The organism is Sulfitobacter maritimus (genome assembly GCF_013346665.1).
GTDB lineage: Bacteria > Pseudomonadota > Alphaproteobacteria > Rhodobacterales > Rhodobacteraceae > Sulfitobacter > Sulfitobacter maritimus.
The window spans coordinates 128,499-151,455 of sequence record NZ_JABVBB010000022.1; the positions used below are offsets into that span (position 1 = coordinate 128,499).

Annotated in this window: 25 protein-coding genes; 15 read left to right on the plus strand and 10 right to left on the minus strand. The window is 60.4% G+C overall.

All coding sequences use genetic code 11. The annotated features are described in order from the left end of the window. Entirely contained in the window at positions 1-558 is a 558-nt protein-coding gene (locus HTT03_RS06845) for an NnrU family protein (RefSeq protein WP_174859133.1), read from the minus strand. Further along, positions 555-1,421, minus strand: coding sequence for an HpcH/HpaI aldolase/citrate lyase family protein (locus tag HTT03_RS06850; RefSeq protein ID WP_174859134.1), 867 nt, complete (start codon positions 1,419-1,421; stop codon positions 555-557). The genes HTT03_RS06845 and HTT03_RS06850 overlap by 4 nt, the downstream gene beginning before the upstream one ends. 284 nt (positions 1,422-1,705) lie before the next feature. Between HTT03_RS06850 and HTT03_RS06855 the strand changes: the two genes are divergently transcribed. The 9 genes from HTT03_RS06855 (at position 1,706) to HTT03_RS06895 (ending at position 8,678) form a co-directional block, all read left to right on the plus strand. After that, positions 1,706-2,038: a hypothetical protein gene (locus HTT03_RS06855; protein ID WP_174859135.1), complete on the plus strand. Its 333-nt coding sequence runs from the start codon at positions 1,706-1,708 to the stop codon at positions 2,036-2,038. A 202-nt stretch (positions 2,039-2,240) separates the two neighbouring features. Then, positions 2,241-3,335, plus strand: coding sequence for a PRC-barrel domain-containing protein (locus HTT03_RS06860; RefSeq protein WP_174859136.1), 1,095 nt, complete (start codon positions 2,241-2,243; stop codon positions 3,333-3,335). A gap of 154 nt (positions 3,336-3,489) precedes the next feature. Further along, a complete protein-coding gene (mdh, locus tag HTT03_RS06865) occupies positions 3,490-4,452 on the plus strand; it encodes a malate dehydrogenase (RefSeq protein ID WP_174859137.1) in 963 nt (320 codons plus the stop codon). Between the two features lie 241 nt (positions 4,453-4,693). Further along, entirely contained in the window at positions 4,694-5,077 is a 384-nt protein-coding gene (sdhC, locus tag HTT03_RS06870) for a succinate dehydrogenase, cytochrome b556 subunit (protein ID WP_174859138.1), read from the plus strand. 11 nt (positions 5,078-5,088) lie between these two features. Beyond that, the gene (sdhD, locus tag HTT03_RS06875; RefSeq protein WP_174859139.1) at positions 5,089-5,460 is read left to right on the plus strand and encodes a succinate dehydrogenase, hydrophobic membrane anchor protein; all 372 of its coding nucleotides are present in this window, start codon (positions 5,089-5,091) and stop codon (positions 5,458-5,460) included. A gap of 29 nt (positions 5,461-5,489) precedes the next feature. Further along, positions 5,490-7,295, plus strand: coding sequence for a succinate dehydrogenase flavoprotein subunit (gene sdhA, locus HTT03_RS06880; RefSeq protein ID WP_174859140.1), 1,806 nt, complete (start codon positions 5,490-5,492; stop codon positions 7,293-7,295). After that, positions 7,295-7,630: a hypothetical protein gene (locus HTT03_RS06885; RefSeq protein WP_174859141.1), complete on the plus strand. Its 336-nt coding sequence runs from the start codon at positions 7,295-7,297 to the stop codon at positions 7,628-7,630. The genes sdhA and HTT03_RS06885 overlap by 1 nt, the downstream gene beginning before the upstream one ends. Before the next feature lie 10 nt (positions 7,631-7,640). Further along, entirely contained in the window at positions 7,641-8,420 is a 780-nt protein-coding gene (locus tag HTT03_RS06890; RefSeq protein WP_174859142.1) for a succinate dehydrogenase iron-sulfur subunit, read from the plus strand. 42 nt (positions 8,421-8,462) lie between these two features. Then, positions 8,463-8,678, plus strand: coding sequence for a hypothetical protein (locus HTT03_RS06895; RefSeq protein WP_174859143.1), 216 nt, complete (start codon positions 8,463-8,465; stop codon positions 8,676-8,678). A gap of 64 nt (positions 8,679-8,742) precedes the next feature. Here the strand turns inward: HTT03_RS06895 and HTT03_RS18885 are convergent, their stop codons facing one another. The 4 genes from HTT03_RS18885 to HTT03_RS06915 all read right to left on the minus strand — a co-directional run bounded on the left by HTT03_RS18885 (position 8,743) and on the right by HTT03_RS06915 (position 12,629). Then, positions 8,743-9,069 (minus strand): SH3 domain-containing protein, encoded by a 327-nt coding sequence (locus HTT03_RS18885; RefSeq protein WP_174859144.1) that lies wholly within the window; start codon positions 9,067-9,069, stop codon positions 8,743-8,745. A 221-nt stretch (positions 9,070-9,290) separates the two neighbouring features. After that, positions 9,291-9,995 carry a purine-nucleoside phosphorylase gene (gene deoD, locus HTT03_RS06905; protein ID WP_174859145.1) on the minus strand — a complete coding sequence of 235 codons (705 nt, stop codon included), beginning with the start codon at positions 9,993-9,995 and terminating at the stop codon, positions 9,291-9,293. 221 nt (positions 9,996-10,216) lie between these two features. Further along, the gene (locus HTT03_RS06910; protein WP_174859146.1) at positions 10,217-10,561 is read right to left on the minus strand and encodes an H-NS histone family protein; all 345 of its coding nucleotides are present in this window, start codon (positions 10,559-10,561) and stop codon (positions 10,217-10,219) included. Between the two features lie 82 nt (positions 10,562-10,643). Then, a complete protein-coding gene (locus HTT03_RS06915) occupies positions 10,644-12,629 on the minus strand; it encodes a methylmalonyl-CoA mutase family protein (protein WP_343035727.1) in 1,986 nt (661 codons plus the stop codon). Positions 12,630-12,781: 152 nt separating this feature from the next. Here HTT03_RS06915 and HTT03_RS06920 point away from each other — a divergent pair, with 152 nt between their 5' ends. The 6 genes from HTT03_RS06920 (at position 12,782) to HTT03_RS06945 (ending at position 19,006) form a co-directional block, all read left to right on the plus strand. After that, the gene (locus HTT03_RS06920; protein WP_174859148.1) at positions 12,782-14,179 is read left to right on the plus strand and encodes a 1-acyl-sn-glycerol-3-phosphate acyltransferase; all 1,398 of its coding nucleotides are present in this window, start codon (positions 12,782-12,784) and stop codon (positions 14,177-14,179) included. A 124-nt stretch (positions 14,180-14,303) separates the two neighbouring features. Beyond that, positions 14,304-15,584, plus strand: a complete 1,281-nt coding sequence (gene ccrA, locus HTT03_RS06925) for a crotonyl-CoA carboxylase/reductase (RefSeq protein WP_174859149.1) — start codon at positions 14,304-14,306, stop codon at positions 15,582-15,584. 200 nt (positions 15,585-15,784) lie between these two features. After that, complete coding sequence (locus HTT03_RS06930) at positions 15,785-15,988, plus strand: hypothetical protein (RefSeq protein ID WP_174859150.1); 204 nt, start codon at positions 15,785-15,787, stop codon at positions 15,986-15,988. Then, positions 15,936-16,655, plus strand: a complete 720-nt coding sequence (locus tag HTT03_RS06935; protein ID WP_174859151.1) for a helix-turn-helix transcriptional regulator — start codon at positions 15,936-15,938, stop codon at positions 16,653-16,655. Before HTT03_RS06930 ends, HTT03_RS06935 begins: the two co-directional genes overlap by 53 nt. Before the next feature lie 123 nt (positions 16,656-16,778). Beyond that, positions 16,779-18,314: an ATP-dependent DNA helicase gene (locus HTT03_RS06940; protein ID WP_174859152.1), complete on the plus strand. Its 1,536-nt coding sequence runs from the start codon at positions 16,779-16,781 to the stop codon at positions 18,312-18,314. After that, positions 18,311-19,006, plus strand: a complete 696-nt coding sequence (locus tag HTT03_RS06945; RefSeq protein WP_174859153.1) for an SDR family oxidoreductase — start codon at positions 18,311-18,313, stop codon at positions 19,004-19,006. Before HTT03_RS06940 ends, HTT03_RS06945 begins: the two co-directional genes overlap by 4 nt. Here the strand turns inward: HTT03_RS06945 and HTT03_RS06950 are convergent. The 4 genes from HTT03_RS06950 to HTT03_RS06965 all read right to left on the minus strand — a co-directional run bounded on the left by HTT03_RS06950 (position 19,003) and on the right by HTT03_RS06965 (position 22,956). Then, positions 19,003-19,767, minus strand: a complete 765-nt coding sequence (locus HTT03_RS06950; RefSeq protein ID WP_174859154.1) for a TIGR02186 family protein — start codon at positions 19,765-19,767, stop codon at positions 19,003-19,005. The genes HTT03_RS06945 and HTT03_RS06950 overlap by 4 nt on opposite strands. Beyond that, positions 19,767-20,678 (minus strand): sulfite exporter TauE/SafE family protein, encoded by a 912-nt coding sequence (locus tag HTT03_RS06955; RefSeq protein WP_174859155.1) that lies wholly within the window; start codon positions 20,676-20,678, stop codon positions 19,767-19,769. The genes HTT03_RS06950 and HTT03_RS06955 overlap by 1 nt, the downstream gene beginning before the upstream one ends. 113 nt (positions 20,679-20,791) lie before the next feature. Beyond that, positions 20,792-21,760, minus strand: a complete 969-nt coding sequence (locus tag HTT03_RS06960; RefSeq protein ID WP_174859156.1) for an ABC transporter permease — start codon at positions 21,758-21,760, stop codon at positions 20,792-20,794. A gap of 35 nt (positions 21,761-21,795) precedes the next feature. Next, positions 21,796-22,956 (minus strand): ABC transporter permease, encoded by a 1,161-nt coding sequence (locus HTT03_RS06965; RefSeq protein WP_174859157.1) that lies wholly within the window; start codon positions 22,954-22,956, stop codon positions 21,796-21,798. Position 22,957 lies beyond the last annotated feature (1 nt).

Here is a 22,957-nt window from a genome sequence, read left to right on the forward strand (position 1 = left end):
TCAATGAGGGAAAGGGGTGACGCCCAGCCACATGTGAATGGCCGCGACAAGAAGGAAGAGGATCGCGGAGATGACGATCAAGCGGATATAGGTGGCGCGGCCTGCGTGGGGCGGCGGGGTCCAGTTTGGCTCGGCCCGGTTGATCAGGATCACTTCGCTCACCGCCCAGCCCAGCATGGTGCCGAAGAGCAGGATGGAGGCGAGATCACCGTTCACCAGCAGGTGCGCGGTGGCCCAGATTTTGACCGCGAGCAGTTGCGGATGGCGAGTTTTATAAGCAGGCCAGGCTTTCGCCCCCTTGGCGGCGCTGGAGCCGAATACCCAAAAGGCCAGCAGCATCAACAGGTTGTTGATATGGGTCAAGAAACTAGGCGGGTTCCAAACGGGGATGAACTCGGCGCTGCGGTAGCCCCAGATGATGAGGGCGAGCGCCACGACAAGAACCAATGCCACGACGCCTCGGCCCGCGTTGCCCATCTGGGCGCGTTGCGCTGGCATCAGACGTTTAAACAGATGGGCGCCGATCCAAAGGATCAGGCCGAGGATAAGGAAGGTCATGGTGAAGGCTCCGGGCTCAGGGCTGCAATAGCCTCCAGTTTTGCCAGTGTTTCGCGGGCGGTGGCAACATGAAGATTTTCCACGATCTTGCCGTCGACCACGGCGACACCTTGGCCTGCGGCTTGGGCTTCCTCATAGGCGTCGATCTGGCGACGGGCGAGGGCGGCTTCTTCGTCAGACGGGGTGAAGGCGGCGTTGGCGATGTCGAGTTGCGCGGGGTGGATCAGGGTCTTGCCGTCAAAGCCCATGTCGCGGCCCTGTTCACATTCAGCACGCAGACCGTTGTCGTCTTTGAACGCGTTATAAACACCGTCTACGATCGCCACGCCATGTGCCTTGGCGGCCAGGAGGCACAGGCTAAGGCCGGTAATCAGCGGCAGGCGGTCAGGGCGGAAGCGGGTTTGCAGGTCTTTCGCCAGATCATTGGTGCCCATGACCATCGCTTGCAACTGGCGATGCCCGGCGATGGCGGCTGCGTTCAGCATCGCGCCGGGGGTTTCCATCATCGCCCACAGCGGCAGATCGCCCACGATATCCGTCAGCGCTTCGAGATCGGCAGGAGAGCCGACTTTGGGCAGCAGGATCGCATCGGGTTTCATGGCAGCAGCGGCGCGGGCATCTTCGGCACCCCATTCGGTATCCAATCCGTTGATCCGAACCACGCGCATCCGCGCGCCATAGCCGCCCGCCGCCAGCGCTTCGGCCAATGTTTCACGTGCAGCGATTTTTTCGTCAGGAGACACCGCATCCTCAAGGTCAAAGATGATCGCATCGCAGGCCAGCCCCCGCGCCTTGTCGAGCGCACGGGGTTTGGAGGCGGGGATATAGAGAACGGACCGCAGCGGGCGTGTGGTGGCTGTCATGACAGGCTCCTTGACTGGATAACATTGTTGCGCGCAGAGGGGCATTTTTAAGCGATAACTTCAAGCCCAAACATGCCGCGATGCAGCAAAGGTCAAATGCAATGCGCATCCGTGCGGCGGATTAACCATTAATTCAGCGGTTCGCCGCAGTTTGATCGCATCACATCCGACCCTGCGCGTTGCTCAGGCGGATGCATCTCAACCGGGGCGGCCCCGGGTCTGAACGGGAAAACCCCGGAGAAGCGGATCAGAGGGCCACGTCTTTCGAAACGAAGGCAAACGCTATGACACGCATCACAAAGATCATTCACCTCGCCATGCTGACCAGTGCAGCCGCCTTGATGCTGGCCAAGACGACCGACGCAGGCACTAACACGCCGCGCAATTGCGGGCCGCGTGCGGCGGTGGTGACTCGGCTGGCCGATGGCTATGGCGAGACACGGCAGTCTATGGGGTTGGGCGGTAACAACGCGATGGTGGAGGTTTTTGCCTCGGATGAAACCGGCAGTTGGACGATCACTGTGACCGGCACCAATGGCATTACCTGTATGGTTGCCTCGGGCGAAGGGTTTGAAGAACTGGCCGAAGCCTTGCCCGCCAAAGGCAGCGATGCCTGAAAGGATCGCATAACCCGGAAAGCGAAAGGCGGCCATTGGTCGCCTTTTTCGTTTGCCCTGAGGCGCTTGGCCGTTTTGTAAAGGGCTGATCGCGTAAAAATATTTGGCGGCTTTTTTCCGGACCAACGGAACCGGAAGGGGGGATTGGGGTTGTGGTTCCAGAAGAGCGGACGACGCTCGCCATCTGGAAGGAGAATTTACAATGAAACGCTTTCTGAGCACGACAGCTATCGTATTGACCATGACCGGTGCGGCCTTTGCCGACGCGCATACCGAAGGGTTCGGGAGTGTCGCTGTTGAAGAGACAGACTTCCTCGCCTCCGATTTGATTGGCATGCGGATCTACAACTCCGAAGCGGAAGTAGAGAACGACGCGACGATCGCGGAAGGTGCCGAGCAGGAATGGGACGACATTGGCGAAATTAATGACATTATTGTCTCGAAAGACGGCGAAGTCACTGCGGTGATCTTGGGCATTGGCGGCTTCCTCGGCATGGGTGAGCGCGATGTTTCCATCTCCATGGACAAAATCCGCATCCTGAACGACGAAGGCGGTGACCGCTTCCTCGTTGTGAACACATCGAAAGAGATGTTGGAACAGTCGCCAGAGTTTGAACGTCGCATGAACGACGACGCCGAAGCGCAGAACATGACCGACGAAGAGAAAATGGCGAATGCGGATGACAAGAACGTCACCGTTGTGACTGGTAATACCGACACATCCGAGAACATCGAAGCCGAGACCGAGGAAATGGCTCAGGAAGCTGAAGCCGAGACCAAGGAAATGGCAAACGAAGTCGAAGCCGAAACCGAAGAGATGGCCAATGAAGTAGAGGCCGAATCTGAGGAAATGGCGAACGAAGCTGAGCAGATGGCGGAAAACGCCGAAGCTGAGACAGAGCAGGCCGTGGACGGCGAGAACACTACCGTCATCACCGGCGACGCGACAGAAGAGCGTGAACTGCTCCCACGTCCCGAAGTTGAGCGCGAAGGCTATCAAGCTGCGGAAGCTGGCATGATCGAACAGATGAGTGCCGAAGACCTTGAAGGCTCCTATGTTTATGGCGCCAACGATGAGACCGTGGGCGAAATCGACAGCCTGCTGATCGGCGACAACGGCAAGATTGACCGTGTTGTGATCAACGTCGGTGGCTTCCTTGGTCTGGGCGAAAAACCGGTGGCCGTGACATTTGACGAACTTCAGGTTCTGAAAAACGTCGAAGGTGACGATGTGCGTATCTACATCGACAGCACCGAAGAGCGTCTGGAATCGCAGCCAGAGTACCAAGGCGACTAATACGTCGCTTCAAGTCTAAGCAATTGGTCGCCCCTCGGGGCGGCCTTTTTCGTTTGCGCACTGAGGTTTAGGTCACAGTATCTCGCGCAACTTGCACGGGGCTGCGCATTTCGGTATCTCCGGCGCAAATGAAACCTCTCTCGGAGACATGACCATGGCCAGACCCAAGATCGCGCTTATCGGCGCGGGGCAAATCGGCGGCACTCTCGCCCATCTCGCAGCATTGAAAGAACTGGGCGACGTTGTCCTGTTCGACATTGCCGAGGGCACACCTGAGGGCAAAGCGCTCGACATCGCCTCTTCCGGCCCCTCGGGCAAGTTCGACGCCACAATGTCCGGCACGCAGGACTATGCCGACATCGCAGGCGCAGACGTTTGCATCGTGACCGCCGGCGTTGCGCGCAAGCCGGGCATGAGCCGTGATGACCTTTTGGGCATCAACCTGAAGGTTATGAAATCCGTGGGCGAGGGCATCGCCAAACACGCCCCCGACGCGTTCGTTATCTGCATCACCAACCCGCTCGACGCGATGGTTTGGGCGCTGCGCGAATTCTCCGGCCTGCCGCATGAGAAAGTCTGTGGCATGGCGGGTGTGCTCGATTCCGCGCGCTTCCGTCACTTCCTCGCGACTGAGTTCAACGTCTCCATGAAAGACGTCACCGCCTTCGTTCTGGGTGGCCATGGCGACACGATGGTGCCGCTGGTGCGTTATTCCACCGTCGCAGGCATCCCGCTCCCTGATCTGGTGAAAATGGGTTGGACCACGCAGGACAAGCTGGACGCCATCGTGCAGCGCACCCGTGATGGCGGGGCCGAGATTGTTGGCCTGCTAAAGACTGGCTCGGCCTTCTACGCGCCCGCGACCTCCGCGATTGAAATGGCGGAAAGCTATTTGAAAGACCAAAAGCGCGTGCTGCCCTGTGCTGCCTATGTGGACGGTGCCTACGGCCTCGACGGTTTCTACGTTGGCGTGCCCACAGTGATCGGCGCGGGCGGTGTTGAGCGTGTTGTCGAGATTTCGATGAACAAAGACGAGCAGGCGATGTTCGACAATTCCGTTAACGCGGTCAAAGGTCTGGTTGAGGCCTGCAAGGGCATTGATGACTCGCTGGCGTAAACACCGCCGATAGTGAGATCGAAAGCGCGTCCTTCGGGGCGCGCTTTTTTTGTTTGCAAGCTGGCTCGCGTGTTGTGATCACAGCACGATGGCGTGTGATCACAAAAATCACAGCTTTAGCGAGAGTCCGTCATTTTTACGCAAAATCACCCCCTGTCACGCGCAGATTCATGCCGCGCCCCCGTGACAGTCCTGTAAAAACCGCTATCAAGATGCAAAGCACAGGACAAAGGACCGCGCTATGGCCGATGTGAACCGGGGCAACCGCCCGCTTTCTCCGCATTTGACGATTTACCGCCCGCAATTGACCTCCATGACCTCGATCCTGACACGGATCACTGGCAACGCACTGCTGATCACCGCGTTGCTGATCGTCTGGTGGTTCCTCGCGGCGGCGACCTCGGCTGAGTATTTCGATACCGTGAACGGCGTGCTGACCAGCTGGTTCGGCGATCTGGTTCTGACGCTCTCGGTTCTGGGCCTGTGGTATCACACGCTGGCGGGCATCCGGCACCTGATCTGGGACACGGGCCGTATGCTCGACATTCCCACGGCTGAGAAGCTGGGCTGGACCGCGCTGATCGGGTCGGTCGTGCTAACCATTCTGACCATCATCATCGTTTGAGGAGCGACACCATGGGTTATATGACAGACCGCAAACGCGCCCTCGGCCTCGGCTCGGCCAAAACCGGCACCGCGCATTTCTGGGCGATGAAAGTCTCCTCGCTGGCGCTGCTGGTGCTGATCCCGCTGTTCGTCTTTACCTTCGGCAGCGCACTCGGCGGCACCTATGAGGAAATCCTTGCCTATTACGCGCGGCCTTTCCCGGCCATCGTGGCGGCGCTGACGCTGATCGTGGGCTTCAAACATTTCAACGACGGTGTGCAGGTGCTGATCGAGGATTACGTACACGGCCTTGCCAATAAAGTCGCCATCATCGTGATGACCATCATCAGCTACGGCGCAGCAGCGGTTGGCGTCTTCGCCATCGCCAAGCTCGCCCTGTAACCAATACGCCCAAACGGGAGACCGATTAAATGGCAGCATATGAATATGAAACCCACGAATATGACGTTGTCGTGGTGGGGGCAGGCGGTGCTGGCCTGCGTGCAACATTGGGCATGGCGGAGCAGGGGCTGCGCACGGCCTGTATCTCCAAGGTTTTCCCAACCCGCTCGCACACCGTAGCGGCGCAGGGCGGTATTGCCGCCTCGCTGTCGAACATGGGCCCCGACAATTGGCAGTGGCATATGTATGACACGGTCAAGGGTTCGGACTGGCTGGGCGACACCGATGCGATGGAATACCTCGCCCGCGAAGCGCCCAAGGCGGTTTACGAGCTTGAGCACTACGGCGTGCCGTTTTCGCGCACCGAAGAAGGCAAGATTTACCAGCGCCCCTTTGGCGGCCACACGACTGAGTTTGGTGAAGGCCCGCCCGTGCAGCGCACCTGTGCCGCCGCTGACCGGACCGGCCACGCGATCCTGCACACGCTCTATGGTCAGTCGCTGAAGCAGAAGGCCGAGTTCTTCATCGAATACTTCGCCATCGACCTGATCATGTCCGACGATGGCGTCTGCCAAGGTGTGCTGTGCTGGAAGCTGGACGACGGCACCATGCATCTTTTCAGCGCCAAGATGGTGGTGCTGGCGACCGGCGGCTATGGCCGTGCCTATTTCTCCGCCACCTCGGCGCATACCTGCACCGGCGACGGCGGCGGCATGGCTGCCCGTGCGGGCCTGCCGCTGCAAGACATGGAATTCGTGCAGTTCCACCCCACCGGCATCTACGGCGCCGGCTGCCTCATCACCGAAGGCGCACGGGGCGAGGGCGGGTACCTCACCAACTCCGAAGGCGAGCGTTTCATGGAACGCTACGCGCCGACCTACAAAGACCTCGCCTCGCGTGACGTTGTCTCGCGCTGCATGACCATGGAAATCCGCGAAGGCCGTGGTGTGGGCGAGAACAAAGACCACATCCACTTACACCTGAACCACCTGCCGCCTGAAACGCTGGACCTGCGCCTCCCGGGCATCTCAGAATCCGCGCGTATCTTCGCTGGTGTGGACCTGACGAAAGAGCCGATCCCGGTGCTGCCGACGGTGCACTACAACATGGGCGGCATCCCCACGAACTATTGGGGCGAAGTGCTGAACCCCACAGCCGACAACCCCGACGCCATCGCACCCGGCCTGATGGCTGTGGGCGAGGCGGGCTGTGCCTCTGTGCATGGCGCGAACCGTCTGGGCTCCAACTCGCTCATCGACCTCGTGGTCTTTGGCCGCGCCGCCGCGATCCGGGCCGCCAAGATCGTCGACCCCGAGACCGCCGTGCCGACGCCGAACATGGCCTCGGTTGAGAAGGCGTTCGACCGTTTCGACGGCCTGCGCCACGCGAACGGCGGCACGCCGACCTCGGAACTGCGGCTTGAGATGCAAAAGACCATGCAGGCCGACGCTGCTGTCTTCCGCACCGACAAGACGCTGGAAGAGGGCCGTGTAAAAATGATCGAGGTGGCCGACAAGCTGAACGATCTGCATGTCACCGACCGCAGCCTCGTGTGGAACTCCGACCTGATGGAGACGTTGGAGCTGACCAACCTGATGCCCAACGCCACCGCCACCATCACCGCCGCCGCCGCGCGCAAGGAAAGCCGTGGCGCACATGCGCATGAGGACTACCCGGACCGGAACGACGACGAATGGCGCAAGCATTCGCTGGCATGGTTCGACGGCAACAATGCAAAGCTGACCTACCGTGCCGTGCATCTCGACCCGCTGACAGAAGAGTCCGAAGGCGGGATCGACATGAAAAAGATCGCCCCCAAGGCACGGGTGTATTGATGCTGCGCACCGTCCTCATTGCAGCCAGCCTCACGGCGCTCTCGGCCTGTGTTGAAGTGCAGCAGGCGGTGGACGACACCGCCCGCCAAGGCTCCAAAGGCGTGGTGACGGAAATCTTGGCCACCCGCTTTCCGCAGGTGCCAAAGGAGCTGATCACCCCCTTCACCGACTGCATTATCGACAATGCCGACGCGCTGGAGCTGCGCGAACTGGCGCGCGCCGCTGTCGTCGGCGTGGACGATACAACAACGGGTACCGTGCGCACGATCCTGTCGCGCCCTGAGACCCGCACCTGCCTGCTGGCCGCCGCGCCCGCAGCTGGCATGACGCTTTAGGAGACGCATAATGGTTCAACTGACGCTTCCCAAGAACTCCCGCATGACCAGCGGCAAGACATGGCCCAAGCCCGAAGGGGCGACCAACCTGCGCGAGTTCCACATCTACCGCTGGAACCCCGATGACGGGAAGAACCCGGCGCTCGACACCTATTTTGTCGACATGGATGACTGCGGTCCGATGATCCTCGACGCGCTGATCAAGATCAAAAACGAGATCGACCCGACGCTGACCTTCCGCCGCTCCTGCCGCGAAGGGATCTGCGGCTCTTGTGCTATGAACATTGACGGGGTCAACACGCTGGCCTGTACTTACGGGATGGAAGAGATCAACGGCGTCGTCAAAATCTACCCGCTGCCGCATATGCCGGTGATCAAAGACCTGATCCCCGACCTCACGCATTTCTACGCCCAGCACGCGAGCATCCAGCCCTGGCTGGAAACCGACACGCCCGAGCCGCGCAAAGAGTGGAAACAGTCCATTGACGACCGCGCAAAGCTCGACGGTCTTTACGAGTGCATCATGTGCGCCTGCTGCTCGACATCTTGCCCCAGCTACTGGTGGAACGGCGACCGCTACCTCGGGCCAGCCGCTCTGCTGCACGCCTACCGCTGGATCATCGACAGCCGGGATGAGGCGACAGGCGAGCGGTTGGACGACCTCGAGGACCCGTTCAAGCTCTACCGCTGCCACACGATCATGAACTGCGCCAAGACCTGCCCCAAAGGTCTGAACCCCGCAGAGGCGATCGCCAATATCAAGAAACTGATGGTCGAACGGACCGTCTGACAAAACAAGGCCCGGCCAAGTGCCGGGCCTTTGGTTTCGCCCATGATCCTTCCCATCATCCTTGTCGTTGTCTTTGTGATCGTGCTGATCTACGCCCGCCGCAACGCGCCCACCCGCGACTGCCGCTGGCGCGAGGACCGCACCGGCGATAAAGGAAGTCTGCGCAAGTACAACTGCGTCGCCTGCGGCGCCGAAGCCTACCGCGCCGATGGCCCTCCGGACCGCTGCCTTAGAGGCCTAGACACACCGCGTCTCTAACAGCCGAAACAGCAAAGAGAACGCCGACCCCATCCGCTTGGTTTCTACGATTACAGGCAACAGGCTACCCAGCCCACCCTCCAAGCCAATTTCCATGGACCCAGCCCTTGCGGCGGGGATTGCCATAATACACGCCCCACCATTTGCCGCGCTGAGCACAGGGGCGGACGCGGTCGCCGTTATGCAACTCATCAATCTTACGGTAATTCGTCCCCGGACCCGTGCGAACAGCCAAAAAGCCGTCTCCGTTCGGATCAAGGCCTTGCACCATGGCGCCCAGACACCCGGCAGCTTGATCATCCTCCGTAATCGGGAAGTCCATATCCAATTGTTGCGCTGAAACGGGCGTACAAGATAAAAGAATTAACGCGGCGGCAGCATACCTCATCATCTCAATATCCTCCGGTTGAGATTTACAGTATACTACATTTCCAGCCAATTACCCTATAGCAACGCTGTCAGCCGGCACTGGCCAAGATGCGTTTTGACCAAATGCTGGCGTTTCCAGAGGCACCAAACGGCCTGGCATGCGCACTATGCCAAACGGAACGCCACACCGCCCCCCTTCATCCTTTTTTCAAATACCGTCCGCCCTCTCAACGGGCGCAGGCGTCACGCAAAAGCCGCTTCCAGCGCAATCTCCACCATATCGCCAAAGCTCTTCTCACGGTCTTCGGCGGGCAGGGCCTCGCCGGTCTGCAAATGGTCGCTGACGGTCAATACAGCCAAAGCACGACGCTTGTGACGCGCCGCCAGCGTGTAAAGCTCAGCCGCTTCCATCTCGACGCCCAAAATACCGTGGCGCACCATTTGTTCATCCAGATCGGGCCGCTCTGCATAAAACACATCCGACGAATAGATCCCGCCCACATGGGTCTTGGCGTCCAACTTCTCGGATGCAGCCACGGCGGCGTGCAGCAGGCTCCAGTCGGCACAAGGCGCGTAATTAAACTCGCGGAAGATGCCAGACGAGGGCGAGGTGATGGTGCTGGCGGTCATGGCGATGATCACGTCGCGGATGCCGACATGGCTCTGCATGCCGCCACAGGAGCCGATGCGGATCAGGGTCTGCGCGCCGTATTCCATCATTAACTCATTGGCATAGATCGACAGGGACGGCATCCCCATGCCCGAGCCTTGGATCGTCACCCGATTGCCGCGCCATGTGCCGGTAAAGCCCAGCATGCCGCGCACCTCGTTGACCAGTTCGGCCCCTTCAAGAAAGGTCTCCGCCGCCCATTTGGCACGGTAGGGGTCGCCGGGCATCAATACGGTTTCAGCGATATCGCCGGGTTTTGCGCCAATATGGACGGTCATTAGGTCTCTCCTGCTATTGCGCGCATTTTGCCTGTCTGATCTGAGAACAACAAGGGCCGTTCTACTCAGTTGGTCGCTGGGATGAGACCCTATTCACAAATTGTTTATCTTCCCCAAACAGTTCAATTTGCTTGCATTGTAATGACGTAGCCTTGAAACGGAAAAGGCGCCGCGGGAATGGTGTATTCCCGGGCGCCCGATCGTATTTTATCGCAGCTAACTTAGATTCGCATCGTTTCTGGATCGGTGCCTTTTTCAACCTGCGCACGAAACCAATTCGGCTGGCGGCCTTTTCCGGTCCAAGTCTGTTTTTCGTCATCGGGATTGGCGAACTGGGGTTTGGACTTTGGACCTGTAGCCGTCTTGCGTGGTTTCTTCTGCTTTTTCGGCGCCGGGGCTTCTTCGGCCAAGTCATTGAGGGAAAAGCCATATTCTGCCGCGGCCTTCTGGGCTGCTTTGCGCGCTGCACGACGTTCGCGCGATTGCGCGGCCTGCAATGCTTTTTTGACATCCGACAGAAGTTTTTCCAGATCCTTGCGGCTCATGGACTTCAGGTCTATTTCCATAACTGATTATTCCTTTCCAGCTTATCTGGTCAGGTTGATTACAGTGTCAACTGATTAATTGCACGTAATATTTTGTGTCAGCCTATTCCGCCGCTACGGCTTCGGGGTCGGCGAGAGTAATAATATCGCGCATGATCATATTTAATTCGAAGTCTTTTGGCGTATAGACCTGTGCCACACCGGCGGCCCGCAGGCGAATGGCGTCTGTCTCGGGGATGATGCCGCCTACGACGACCGGCAGATGATCCAGCCCAGCGTCGCGCATACGCTCCATCAAGTCTTCGACCAGCGGCACATGCGAGCCCGACAGGATCGACAGGCCAACCACATGCGCACCTTCACTTTGGGCCGCTTCGACGATTTCAGCAGGGGTCAGGCGGATGCCTTCGTAGGAAATATCCATGCCGCAGTCCCGCGCGCGAACAGCGATTTGTTCGGCCCCGTTAGAGTGGCCATCAAGCCCCGGTTTGCCCACCAAGAATTTAAGCCGGCGCCCCAGTCGGTCGCTGACCACATCAACCGCATCGCGCAGGTCGTCCAGCCCTTCAGTCTTGTTCGACTGGCCTGCGGAAACCCCTGTGGGGCCACGGTATTCGCCATGCACGGCGCGCATCTGTGCGGCCCATTCGCCGGTGGTGACACCTGCTTTGGCAGCCGCGATGGAGGCCGGCATGATGTTCTCGCCCTTTTCCGCAGCAAGGCGCAGATTGGCCAATGCGTCCTTGACCGCCTGCGCGTCGCGCGCTTCGCGCCATGCTTCAAGGCGGGCGAGTTGATCGGCCTCGGCACCGGGGTCTGATTGCATGATATCGCCCGCGCCGGTCATCAGGGGGGAGGGGGCGCCTTGCTGCCATTTGTTGACGCCCACCACCACAGTCTCGCCGCTTTCAATCCGGCGCAGGCGGTCGGCGTTGCTTTCGACCAAACGGCTTTTCATATAATCGATTGCGGAAATGGCACCGCCCATTCCATCGAGGTTCGCTAGTTCCGCACGTGCGCCTTCTTTGAGCAATTCAACCTTAGCGTCGACCGCCGGGTTGCCGTCGAATAGATCGTCAAATTCCAGAAGGTCCGTTTCATGAGCCATGATCTGCTGCATCCGCATCGACCATTGCTGGTCCCATGGGCGGGGCAGGCCGAGCGCTTCGTTCCACGCGGGCAATTGCACGGCACGGGCGCGGGCTTTTTTCGAGAGCGTCACCGCCAGCATTTCGATGAGAATGCGGTAGACGTTATTCTCGGGCTGTTGTTCGGTCAGGCCCAGCGAATTGACCTGCACGCCATAGCGGAAACGGCGGAATTTCGGGTCCTCTACGCCATAGCGATCACGGCAGATCTCGTCCCACAGATCGACAAAGGCGCGCATTTTGCACATCTCCGTGACGAAACGGATGCCTGCGTTAACGAAGAATGAGATCCGCCCGACCAATTTCGGAAAATCCTCGGCTGGAACGCGCGGTTTCAGCGCGTCGAGCACGGCGGTGGCGGTGGCCAACGCGAAGGCCAATTCCTGTTCCGGCGTCGCACCGGCCTCTTGCAGGTGGTAGGAACAGACGTTCATCGGGTTCCATTTCGGCACATTCGTATAGCAATATTCGGCCACATCCGCGATCATTTTAAGCGAGGGCGCAGGCGGGCAGATATAGGTGCCGCGGCTGAGGTATTCTTTGATCAGATCGTTTTGCACCGTGCCCTGGAGTTTGGATACATCCGCACCCTGTTCCTCGGCCACCGCGATATAGAGCGCCAGCAGCCAAGGGGCTGTCGCATTGATCGTCATCGACGTGTTCATCTGCTCCAGCGGGATGCCGTCAAAGAGCGCACGCATGTCGCCCAAGTGGCCCACCGGCACGCCAACCTTGCCCACTTCGCCCCGGCTCAGCACATGGTCGCTGTCGTAGCCGGTCTGCGTGGGCAGGTCGAAGGCCACGGAAAGCCCGGTCTGCCCACGCTCAAGATTGGAACGGTAAAGCGCGTTGGAAGCAGCAGCGGTGGAGTGGCCCGCATAGGTGCGGATGAGCCAAGGGCGGTCTTTCTGCGGGTGGGTCATCGGATGGCCTCTTTGAATCGGGTTGGCAATAAAGTTGCGTTACGCCGTTGATAGGGGAAATAATGTGCCGCTGTCAATTCGCTGCATTGCGGCATCACTGGCGGGCTGACCTGCTGACGCAGCGGCAGATAAATATTGTCCTCCCCCCTAGGCGCTGTAAGGGTGAGCGCATGACGCAGACTGTGCAATTGCCTCTTTGGCTGTTCATCCTCATCATGGTTTTTGCTGCCGTTACGGCGCTCAGCCATTTCCTGCTGCCATCGGTGCGCTGGTTCTTTCGTCGGCGGTTGGAACGGGCGGTGGAGCGGCTGAACAAACGGCTGACCCGGCCTATTGAACCTTTCAAACTGGCCCGCCGCCATGACATGATCCAGCGGCTGATCTATGATCCTGAGGTCAGCCAAGAGATCGTCAACTACGCCCGCAGCCACGGTGTGCCGGAAAACGTCGCCTTTCAAAAGGCGCGGGACTACGCGCGTGAGATCGTGCCTCGGTTTTCGACCTTTGCCTATTTCAGCTTTGGCATCCGTCTGGCGCGGCTCTTGGCCAATTCGGTGTACCGCATCGAAACAGCCGCGAGCAATGACACCACCTTTGCCGCGCTGCCGCGGGATGCCACTGTTGTCTTTGTGATGAACCACCGTTCCAATATGGACTACATGCTGGTCACCTATCTAGCTGCGCGGTCATCGGCGCTTAGCTACGCCGTCGGCGAATGGGCGCGGGTCTGGCCGCTGAGCACGCTCATCCGCTCGATGGGCGCTTATTTCATCCGCCGTCGCTCGCGCGGGGCGCTCTATCGCAAGGTTTTGGCCCGCTATGTGCAACTGGCTACGGCGGGCGGGGTCACACAGGCGTTCTATCCCGAGGGCGGGCTGAGCCTGACCGGCGCCTTGCAGCCGCCAAAGGTGGGGTTGCTGTCCTATGTGGTCGAAGGGTTCGACCCGGACGGGGAGCGCGACATTATTTTTGTGCCTGTGGCAATCAACTATGACCGGGTGCTTGAGGATCGCGTGTTGATCGCGGCGGGCCAACGGGGCGACCGGCGCTTTGCCGCGCGGATCACTGTGGTGGTGGGCTTTGTGCTGCGCAAAATGTATCGACGGTTGCGCGGGCATGACACGCGCTTTGGCACGGCGGCGGTGACCTTTGGCGATCCGCTGTCCTTGCGCCGGACTGGAACGGATGTGCCAGTAGGAGACCTGTCAAATATGTTGATGGACCGGATTGCACAGGCCATGCCGGTGCTGGTGGTGCCGCTGATCGCGCGGGTGATGCTGCGCGAGGGCACGCCGTTGCAGCCTGATGACCTGCTCGGCAAAGTGGCAGAAACGCTGGCGCAGATGCCCGCGCGCAACCGCGTGCCGCTGCCGGAGGTCCTGCCCGACCGGGTCGCGCGGGCGACTGCAAGATTGGAAAAACGTGGCGTCATTTCTTTGACCGACGCAGGCTGGCAGATTGTTGCAGACCAAGAGCCGGTTCTGGCCTTCTACGCCAATTCTATTGCGCATTTCGGCTCAGACGATGCTGCACCTGCGGCGGAAATTGCTGCAACTGCTGGGTCATAAAATTACAAACACCGCCCTGTAGGGGTTGCAATGTTGCGTGCAGGGTCATATTCCAACGGGGAGCCGCCGCGATTCTGCATTGCGGCACCGACCTTGTTGAGACCACTACCGGCAGGAGGCCCAAATGGCACTGGATACGAAACACGCCGAATACGACGCCCCGCAAAAGGACCTCTATGAAGTGGGCGAAATGCCCCCGATGGGGCATGTCCCGAAACAGATGTATGCTTGGGCCATTCGCCGCGAACGTCACGGCGATCCGGACAGCGCCATGCTGCAAGAGGTCGTCGATGTGCCAGAACTCGACAGCCAAGACGTGCTGGTTTTGGTCATGGCGGCAGGCATCAACTACAACGGTGTCTGGGCCGCGCGTGGCGTGCCGATCAGCCCCTTTGACGGCCATGGTGAGCCCTATCACATTGCAGGCTCCGATGCCTCGGGCATCGTTTGGGCCGTGGGCGACAAGGTCACGCGTTGGAAAGTCGGCGACGAAGTGGTGATCCACTGCAACCAAGACGATGGCGACGACGAGGAATGTAACGGCGGCGACCCGATGTATTCCCCCAGCCAGCGGATCTGGGGCTATGAGACGCCAGACGGCTCCTTTGCGCAGTTCACCCGCGTGCAGAGCCAGCAGCTTATGCCACGTCCCAAGCACCTGACGTGGGAAGAGAGCGCCTGCTACACGCTGACGCTGGCCACCGCTTACCGGATGCTTTTCGGCCATGAGCCGCATGACCTGAAACCCGGCCAGAACGTGCTGGTCTGGGGCGCGTCGGGTGGCCTTGGCTCCTACGCGATCCAGCTCATCAACACCGCAGGCGCCAATGCGATCGGCGTGATCTCGGACGAGAGCAAGCGCCAGTTCGTGATGGATTTGGGTGCCAAGGGCGTGCTGAACCGCAAGGATTTTAACTGCTGGGGCCAATTGCCCACGGTGAACACGCCGGAATACAACGAGTGGTTCAAAGAGGCCCGCAAGTTCGGCAAAGCGATCTGGGACATTACCGGCAAGGGTGTGAACGTCGACATGGTGTTCGAACATCCCGGCGAAGCGACATTCCCGGTCTCGACCTTCGTGGTCAAAAAGGGCGGCATGGTGGTGATCTGCGCCGGCACCTCCGGCTTCAACCTGACCTTTGACGTGCGCTATATGTGGATGCACCAAAAGCGTTTGCAGGGCAGCCACTTTGCCCATCTGAAACAGGCGAGCGCCGCGAACAAGTTGATGATGGAACGCCGCCTTGATCCTTGCATGTCCGAAGTCTTTAGCTGGGCCGATCTGCCTGAGGCGCATATGAAAATGATGCGCAATGAGCATAAGCCGGGCAATATGTCGGTGCTGGTCCAAGCGCCGCGCACCGGGCTGCGCACCTTAGAAGACGCGCTGTCAGCGGCCGATTAAAAAGCGATTACGGAACCTCCCCAAGACTGACCCCTGCGGCCCTGCGCCGTGGGGGTTTTTTCATTGCAGGCAGCCTAATCAGCAAGTTGCGCAAACGCACCCCGCTATTTCTGGGGAAGGCAAAAGCGTGGGTATTTGGGGCGTAATCCACATGCTATGGTTGTATTAATCAGGCATTAACCAAACATAGGCAACCCTTCATGCATGATGATTGGATCTTGGACGTATTGGCCGACCTGAAAGCATTCGCCGCGGCGAACCGGTTGCCCCGCACGGCGGAGCAGTTGGACGACGCAGCGCTTATCGCTCTGGCCGAGATGTCTGCACAAGGCGAAGGGATCGGCCAGACCCATGGGAATACTGCCGCATCTGGAACAGATATGGGAAGGACTGGAACAGGCTGATGGATTGGCCGCGATGCAGCGCGCCACCGAAGCGCTGCGCGACTACTATGCGATTGCCCATATCGCTTATCACTGGGTCGATACCGCTGGCACGCAATACGGCTGCGGGACCTATGCGACCAACTGGGCTGAGCGCTATCACGAACAGGGCTATCTGCGCATCGATCCTGTGGTGAGCGGCTGCTATCGGCGCTTTCAACCGGTCGATTGGAAGGAGTTGGATTGGTCTTCCCGCGCGGCGCGGGCATTCCGCCGAGATGCTTTGGCCCATGGGGTTGGCAACCAAGGGTTTTCGGTCCCCATTCGCGGACCACACGGGCAATTCGCGCTCTTTACCGCCAACCACAGTTGCGAAGATGCGCTCTGGGCCGACTTCACCGTCAGCCACCGGCGCGATCTGGTCTGGGCGGCGCATTGCTTCAATGAAAAGGCACTGCATCTGGCCCCTGCGCGTGCGCCTGATGCGGTTCAAGCGCTGTCGCCACGCGAGGTTGATACCATGACCCTATTGGCTGTCGGTCTAAGCCGGGCGCAGGTGGCTGATCGGCTGTCGATCTCGGAACATACGCTGCGTGTCTATGTCGAAAGTGCGCGGTTCAAATTGGGTGCGTCAAACACGACCCATGCGGTGGCGCGCGCCTTAAGCCGAGGCTTGATCGTCGTTTGAGGCTGAAGATCAGCGAGTTCGGACCGGGGGACCGAGCCGCTCTTCCAAGTATTTTCGATCAAAAAGAGCAAGGGAGCCACAGCCCATCTGGTCCCCGGCGCGGGGGTCAATTAGGGTCGCGGAATGACATCGAATGCGCTCACCTATTCCGAAGACCAAGCGGCTGCCCATGACCGGGTGGCCGAGATGCTGCGCTCAGCAGGCATTGATCTGGACGACAGCTTGCTGATGCCGCCTGCGGGCGGGCCGGATCAGGTGATGGCGGTGACCGGCAAGGCGGGATCGGGCAAGACCTTGTTGCTGGCCGAGCTTTACCGCGCGCTCGAAGGCGCCGGGGTCGAGATCGTTTCGGGCGACTACGAGTCGCGCAAGAAACGCGAAAAACGCACGCTGGCGATCCTTGCGCCAACGAATAAGGCGGCCAGTGTCTTGCGGCTGCGCGGGGTGCCGGCCACGACGATCCACCGGATTCTTTATACGCCGGTTTATCATCCCGAGTATGAACGCATCGCCGAATGGTTGACCGGCAATGGCGAGAAGCCTGAGATTGATGGCCTGAGCGAGGTGGCGCTGGACCGCGCGGCGGCGTTTTTTGCCAATAACAAATCGGTGCCGGGGGCGCTGGCGGCGGCGGGGCTCAGGGGCAGTGATTTCATCACCGGCTGGAAACGGCGCGAAGAGCCGCTGGACATCGGCTTTGTCGATGAAAGCTCGATGCTGGATGACAAGCAGTTCGAGGATTTGAAAGAGATTTTCCCGACGCTGCTGCTCTTTGGCGACCCTGCGCAGCTTGCCCCTGTGGGGCAGTCCGGCACGATGGTGTTTGAAAAACTACCTGAAAAACGCGTGCTGAACCTCAACCGGATCCACAGGCAAGAAGCCGACAACCCGATCCTCGATATTGCCCATGCGCTGGCCGACCCGCAGTTGGAGTTTCACGATTTCGAGCAGATGATCGAAGACGCATCAAAGCGCGACGAACGGGTGGTCTGGGGCCAGCGGGTTGAGGTCGATCTGATGGCGCGCAGCCCGGTGTTGGTCTGGCGCAATGCCACGCGCATCCGTTTGATCAATGCCTTTCGTAGCGTACATGGCGCGCCCGAAGATGCGCTGCTGGCGGGGGAACCGCTGATCTGCGACGGGATTGAACTGCCGCTTAAACACCGTAAAAAGCGCCTTGATCTGGAGGCGCGGGGGCTGATCAAGGGCGCCCAAGTGGTCTATCTGGGCGAAGGGCGCAAGCCGGGGTTTAGCCGGTTGCATGTGATCGGGGCCGAAGACCCGCAAGTGAGTGCGGCGTCGATTGTGAAGATCGAAAAGCCGGATGAGGAAGAACCCTTTATCCCCTTTGCCGCACGGATGGGGGCGACGTTCCTGCATGGGGCGGCGGTGACCATCCACAAGGCGCAGGGCAGCCAGTGGGAGAATGTGCAGGTCTTTGCACCGGACCTTTATGCCGCTGCGCGGATGGGGCGCTCGGAGGCGGGGCAGCCATTGTGGAAGCGGCTTGCCTATGTCGCGATCACCCGCGCGCAGGAGCGGCTAATCTGGGTGGTGCGCAACCGGTTGAGCAAGCCTTCGGGGCCGCTCAGGGTGGATGATCTGAAGGCCGCTCCGGCAGCGACGCTGACCTTGGAAGCGACAGAGGAGGGGGCATGAAATCCATTTTAATCACGGGTGCCAGTTCCGGCATCGGACGGGCCACGGCGGAGGTGTTTCTCGACGCAGGTTGGCGGGTCGGCCTTGTGGCGCGGCGCGGCGATATGCTCGACAAGCTGGCACAGGGGCATGACAACGCCGTTGCCTTGCCTGCGGATGTGACAGACGCGGATGCGATGCAGGCGGTCTTTGACCAGTTCGGGCATATTGATGTGTTGTTCAACAACGCCGGGGTCTTTGGCCCCTCGGCTCCCATCGATGAGGTGCCGCTTGAGGATTGGGCGCAGGTGTTGGCGGTCAATCTGAACGGCATGTTTATCACCGCGCGTCTGGCCTTTGCCGCGATGCGGGCGCAGGGGGGCGGGCGGATTATCAACAACGGCTCGCTCTCGGCCCATGTGCCGCGGCCAGGGTCGGTGTGTTACACGACTACAAAACATGCGGTGACGGGGCTGACAAAGTCGCTTTCGCTGGATGGGCGCGATCTCAATATCGCTTGCGGCCAGATCGACATTGGCAATGCTGAGACGCCGATGGTCTCTATGCTGAAGGATCAAAACCCCGGCATGGCGGCAATGGATGTGGCCCATGCGGCGCGGTCGGTGCTGCATATGGCAGAGCTGCCGCTGGATGCGAATGTGCAGTTCATGACCGTGATGGCGACGCAGATGCCCTATATTGGGCGTGGTTAACGGCGCAGCAGCCCAAAGACCGCCGAGGCACCCCAACCGGCAGCGATGGCGATGAACAGCGACAGCAACCCGTAAATAAAGGCTTGCTGATGGGCGAGGTTAAAAAGCCACCGTTCCAACCCCACTTTGCGCACGTCGATCACAGTTTCATACTGTGCCACCACATCTCCGCTGCGGGTCAGGAAGATGCGCGTGTCATAGGCGCCTTCGGTCAGTGCCGCAGGCAGGGCGATGGCCGCGCGGAAGAGGGTTTGTTCGTCCACCTTCACACCGTCTTCGATCACCTGATAGAGGTTCGACTTGCTGCGCACACGGATCAGCGCTTCGGTAAACTCTGCCGGGTTTTCAATGTCCATCGGCGCGCCAACAGACCGGATTGCACGGGGGATCGAAATGCGGTGGCGCAGGTCTTCGGTGCGTTTGAGCACCTCCGACAGCGGGCCTGAGGTGACGACAGCATAAAAGCTGGGCGCACGGTCCACCTCAACAGCGTCGGTGTTGACCCAAATTCCAAAGCGCCGCTCCTTGCGCCGCACCATCACCGGTGTTGAGGGACCGGAAACAGTGACAACAACTTCGAGCGGAGCGCCTTCGGGGATCGGAGTTTCGCGTTTCACGGCGCCATAGACGAGGATTTCTGAGCCGTCGAAATTGGTGGTGATGGAGACTTCGGCTTGGCTAAGGCCCAGCACGATCTCTTCCTCCGCCGTGGCGGGCAGGGCCATGAGCAACAGGCCGGTGAGTGCAGAAAAGAGCCGCATCAGTCTGTCACCGGGCCGAGCGAGTAGAGCTCTGCCGGCTGCAGCAGCAGATCAAGCGCCAGTTTGCCGCAGACCGCCAGCACCAGCAGGGCCAGCAGGATGCGCAGCTGCTCGGCCTGCATACGCACGCCGATCCGGGTGCCAACCTGCGCGCCCAGCACCCCGCCCACCAGCAGCAGCACGGCGAGCACGATGTCGACGGTCTGGTTAGTGGTGGCGTGCAGCATGGTGGTAAAGGCGGTGACAAAAATGATCTGCAACAGCGAGGTGCCGATCACCACTTTGGTCGGCATACCCAGCAAATAGATCATCGCCGGGACCATGATGAAGCCGCCGCCCACGCCCATGATCGCTGACAGAACGCCGACCGAAGCGCCAACGAGGATCGGAGGAATGACGGAGATATAAAGGCCCGAAACCCGGAAGCGCATTTTTAGCGGCAGACCGTGGACCCAGTAGTGTTTCTTGCGTTTTACCCGGCCGCCCTTGCGGGTGCGGCGGATGGCCCGCAGCGATTCAAAGAACATCAGCCCGCCGATGATGCCGAGGAATATGACGTAGCAGAGCGTCACCAGCAGATCGACTTGACCGAGCGATTTTAAGTAGTTGAACACGATCATGCCAAGGCCCGAGCCGATCAGCCCGCCGCCCAGCAACACGTAGCCCATTCGGAAATCCACCGTCTTGCGTTTGAGATGCGCAAGCAAGGCGGAAAAAGACGAAGCGACGATCTGGTTGGTGGAGGTGGCCACGGCCACCGCAGGCGGGATGCCGACAAAGAACAACAGCGGCGTGATGAGAAACCCGCCGCCGACGCCAAACATGCCCGATAAAATGCCCACGATCCCGCCCAGCCCCAAAAGGAGAAAAGCGTTAACCGACACTTCGGCAATGGGCAGGTAGATTTGCATGACGTTTCCTAGCCCCGAACGGTTGCCGGTTGCAACATAGCTTCGCCGCTAAATACCGCCTACCGGAAAAGGCTGTGTCTGACCGGCCCTTGGGCGCAAGAGCCGATCAGGCGTTAGCGTTCTTTGACGTAGGGCTCGCCGCCCGCGCGGGGCGGGATCGCCTTGCCCACAAAACCAGCAAGGATCACCACGGTCATCAGATAGGGCAGGGCGCCGAGAAGCTGGCCCTGCACCTTGATGCCAATGACCGCTTGGATCACATCAGGCCGAGTTTCCAACGCGCCGAAAAGGCCAAAGAGCAGGGTTGCCCAGAGCGCGTACCAAGGCCGCCACTTGGCAAAGATCAGCGCGGCCAGCGCGATAAAGCCACGGCCTGCCGACATATCCTTGACGAAACCCGCTTGCAGCGCGGTGCTCAAGTAGGCCCCCGCCACGCCGCAGAGCAGACCGGCGATGCCGACAGCCGCATAGCGCAGACCGACGACCGAGACGCCAGCGGTGTCCACCGCAGCGGGGTTCTCACCCACCGCGCGCAGGCGCAGGCCGAAACGGGTGCGGAACAGGATCCACCATGTCAGCGGCACGGCGAGGAAGGCGGCATAGACGAGGATCGAATGGCCGGAGATCAGCTCTTCGTAGAGCGGGCCGATGATGGGCGCGTTCTCCATCGCCTCGGCGAAGGGCAGGGTGATCGGCTCGAACCGTGCGCCGCCAAAGAGCGAGGGGGTGCGGCCTCCTTGGGCGAACCAGTCCTGCGCGATCAGCACGGTCATGCCAGCGGCGAGGAAGTTGATCGCCACGCCGGAGATCAACTGGTTGCCGCGAAAGGTGATGGAGGCGAGACCATGCACGGCGCTAAGCACCATGGACGCGCCGATACCTGCTGCAAGGCCCAGCCAGACAGAGCCGGTGAGCGAGGCGAGAGCGGCGGAGAAGAAGGCAGCGGCCAGCATCTTGCCCTCAAGCCCGATGTCAAAGACCCCCGCGCGTTCGGAGAAAAGACCGGCAAGACAGGCCAGAAGCAGGGGCGTGGCCAGCCGCACGGTGCTGTCGAGCAATTGGATGAGCGTGATATAGTCCATAGGTCAGACCCGCTTTCTCAGGGGGGTAAAGGGGCTCATTCCGCGCTCTCCGACTGGGCGCTGCGGGGGCCGGGTTTGGGCTCGGTCTCGGGCGTTGGCGAGGGCGGACCGGGGCGGCGGAACATTAGGAACAGGCGTTCCAGCGGCATCCGCACCATGTTGTCGAGCGCGCCGGTGAAGAGGATCACTAAGGCTTGGATCACGACGATCAATTCGCGGGGGATCGAGGTCCAGAGCGCCAGTTCCGCGCCGCCTTGGTAGAGGAAGCCGAAGAGGAGTGCGGCAAAGAAGACACCGACGGGGTGCGAGCGGCCCATCAGCGCCACGGCAATACCGATGAAGCCCGCGCCTTCGGTCGCGTTCAGCACGAGCCGTTCGCTTTCGCCCATGACGTTGTTGATCGCCATCAGGCCCGCAAGCGCGCCGGAGATGATCATGGTGACCATGGTGATGCGCACCGGCGAGATGCCGGCGTATTTGGCGGCGGGTTGCGAATGACCATAGGCGCGGATTTCATAGCCCAGACGGGTGCGCCAGATCAGGAGCCAAACCACGACGCAAGCCGCAACCGCGACCAAAAGCGAGACGTTCGCAGGCGCGGATTTGGAGAAAGCGATGCCGAGGGGGGCAAGGAGTTCATGCAGCGTCGGCAGGTGTACGGCTTCGGGGAAGCGGGCGCTTGCCGGGTCCATGCTGCCCGGCGGGCGCATGACGTTGACGAGGACGTAGTTCAGCAGCGCCGCGGCGATGAAGTTGAACATGATCGTCGTGATCACGACGTGGGAGCCGCGTTTGGCCTGTAGCCAACCGGGGATCGCGGCCCAGACCGCGCCGAAGAGCGCGGCCATGGTGCCTGCACCGATCAGCGCCAGCGTCCAGTGCGGCCATGGGATGTAGAGTGCAGCCAAGGCCACGCCCAAACCGCCCAGCATCGCCTGACCCTCGCCGCCGATGTTGAACAGCCTTGCGTGGAAGGCCACGGCGACGGCAAGGCCGGTGAAGATGAAGTTGGTGGCGTAGTAAAGCGTGTAGCCCCAGCCATAGGTCGAGCCGAGTGCGCCCTTGACCATGAGGTTCACAGCGGCAATCGGGTCTTCCCCGATCGACAGGATCACCAGCGCAGAGAGGATGGCGGCCAGCAACAGTGAGATCAGCGGTACGAGGATCACCTCGGCCCATTTTGGCATCACGTCCATC

What these genes read in the sequence shown, in the direction of transcription:
- HTT03_RS06845 (WP_174859133.1), bottom strand. Translation starts at nt 558, where the DNA reads ATGACCTTCCTTATCCTCGGCCTGATCCTTTGGATCGGCGCCCATCTG.
- HTT03_RS06850 (WP_174859134.1), bottom strand. Translation starts at nt 1,421, where the DNA reads ATGACAGCCACCACACGCCCGCTGCGGTCCGTTCTCTATATCCCCGCC.
- HTT03_RS06855 (WP_174859135.1), top strand. Translation starts at nt 1,706, where the DNA reads ATGACACGCATCACAAAGATCATTCACCTCGCCATGCTGACCAGTGCA.
- HTT03_RS06860 (WP_174859136.1), top strand. Translation starts at nt 2,241, where the DNA reads ATGAAACGCTTTCTGAGCACGACAGCTATCGTATTGACCATGACCGGT.
- mdh (WP_174859137.1), top strand. Translation starts at nt 3,490, where the DNA reads ATGGCCAGACCCAAGATCGCGCTTATCGGCGCGGGGCAAATCGGCGGC.
- sdhC (WP_174859138.1), top strand. Translation starts at nt 4,694, where the DNA reads ATGGCCGATGTGAACCGGGGCAACCGCCCGCTTTCTCCGCATTTGACG.
- sdhD (WP_174859139.1), top strand. Translation starts at nt 5,089, where the DNA reads ATGGGTTATATGACAGACCGCAAACGCGCCCTCGGCCTCGGCTCGGCC.
- sdhA (WP_174859140.1), top strand. Translation starts at nt 5,490, where the DNA reads ATGGCAGCATATGAATATGAAACCCACGAATATGACGTTGTCGTGGTG.
- HTT03_RS06885 (WP_174859141.1), top strand. Translation starts at nt 7,295, where the DNA reads ATGCTGCGCACCGTCCTCATTGCAGCCAGCCTCACGGCGCTCTCGGCC.
- HTT03_RS06890 (WP_174859142.1), top strand. Translation starts at nt 7,641, where the DNA reads ATGGTTCAACTGACGCTTCCCAAGAACTCCCGCATGACCAGCGGCAAG.
- HTT03_RS06895 (WP_174859143.1), top strand. Translation starts at nt 8,463, where the DNA reads ATGATCCTTCCCATCATCCTTGTCGTTGTCTTTGTGATCGTGCTGATC.
- HTT03_RS18885 (WP_174859144.1), bottom strand. Translation starts at nt 9,069, where the DNA reads ATGATGAGGTATGCTGCCGCCGCGTTAATTCTTTTATCTTGTACGCCC.
- deoD (WP_174859145.1), bottom strand. Translation starts at nt 9,995, where the DNA reads ATGACCGTCCATATTGGCGCAAAACCCGGCGATATCGCTGAAACCGTA.
- HTT03_RS06910 (WP_174859146.1), bottom strand. Translation starts at nt 10,561, where the DNA reads ATGGAAATAGACCTGAAGTCCATGAGCCGCAAGGATCTGGAAAAACTT.
- HTT03_RS06920 (WP_174859148.1), top strand. Translation starts at nt 12,782, where the DNA reads ATGACGCAGACTGTGCAATTGCCTCTTTGGCTGTTCATCCTCATCATG.
- ccrA (WP_174859149.1), top strand. Translation starts at nt 14,304, where the DNA reads ATGGCACTGGATACGAAACACGCCGAATACGACGCCCCGCAAAAGGAC.
- HTT03_RS06930 (WP_174859150.1), top strand. Translation starts at nt 15,785, where the DNA reads ATGCATGATGATTGGATCTTGGACGTATTGGCCGACCTGAAAGCATTC.
- HTT03_RS06935 (WP_174859151.1), top strand. Translation starts at nt 15,936, where the DNA reads ATGGGAATACTGCCGCATCTGGAACAGATATGGGAAGGACTGGAACAG.
- HTT03_RS06940 (WP_174859152.1), top strand. Translation starts at nt 16,779, where the DNA reads ATGACATCGAATGCGCTCACCTATTCCGAAGACCAAGCGGCTGCCCAT.
- HTT03_RS06945 (WP_174859153.1), top strand. Translation starts at nt 18,311, where the DNA reads ATGAAATCCATTTTAATCACGGGTGCCAGTTCCGGCATCGGACGGGCC.
- HTT03_RS06950 (WP_174859154.1), bottom strand. Translation starts at nt 19,767, where the DNA reads ATGCGGCTCTTTTCTGCACTCACCGGCCTGTTGCTCATGGCCCTGCCC.
- HTT03_RS06955 (WP_174859155.1), bottom strand. Translation starts at nt 20,678, where the DNA reads ATGCAAATCTACCTGCCCATTGCCGAAGTGTCGGTTAACGCTTTTCTC.
- HTT03_RS06960 (WP_174859156.1), bottom strand. Translation starts at nt 21,760, where the DNA reads ATGGACTATATCACGCTCATCCAATTGCTCGACAGCACCGTGCGGCTG.
- HTT03_RS06965 (WP_174859157.1), bottom strand. Translation starts at nt 22,956, where the DNA reads ATGGACGTGATGCCAAAATGGGCCGAGGTGATCCTCGTACCGCTGATC.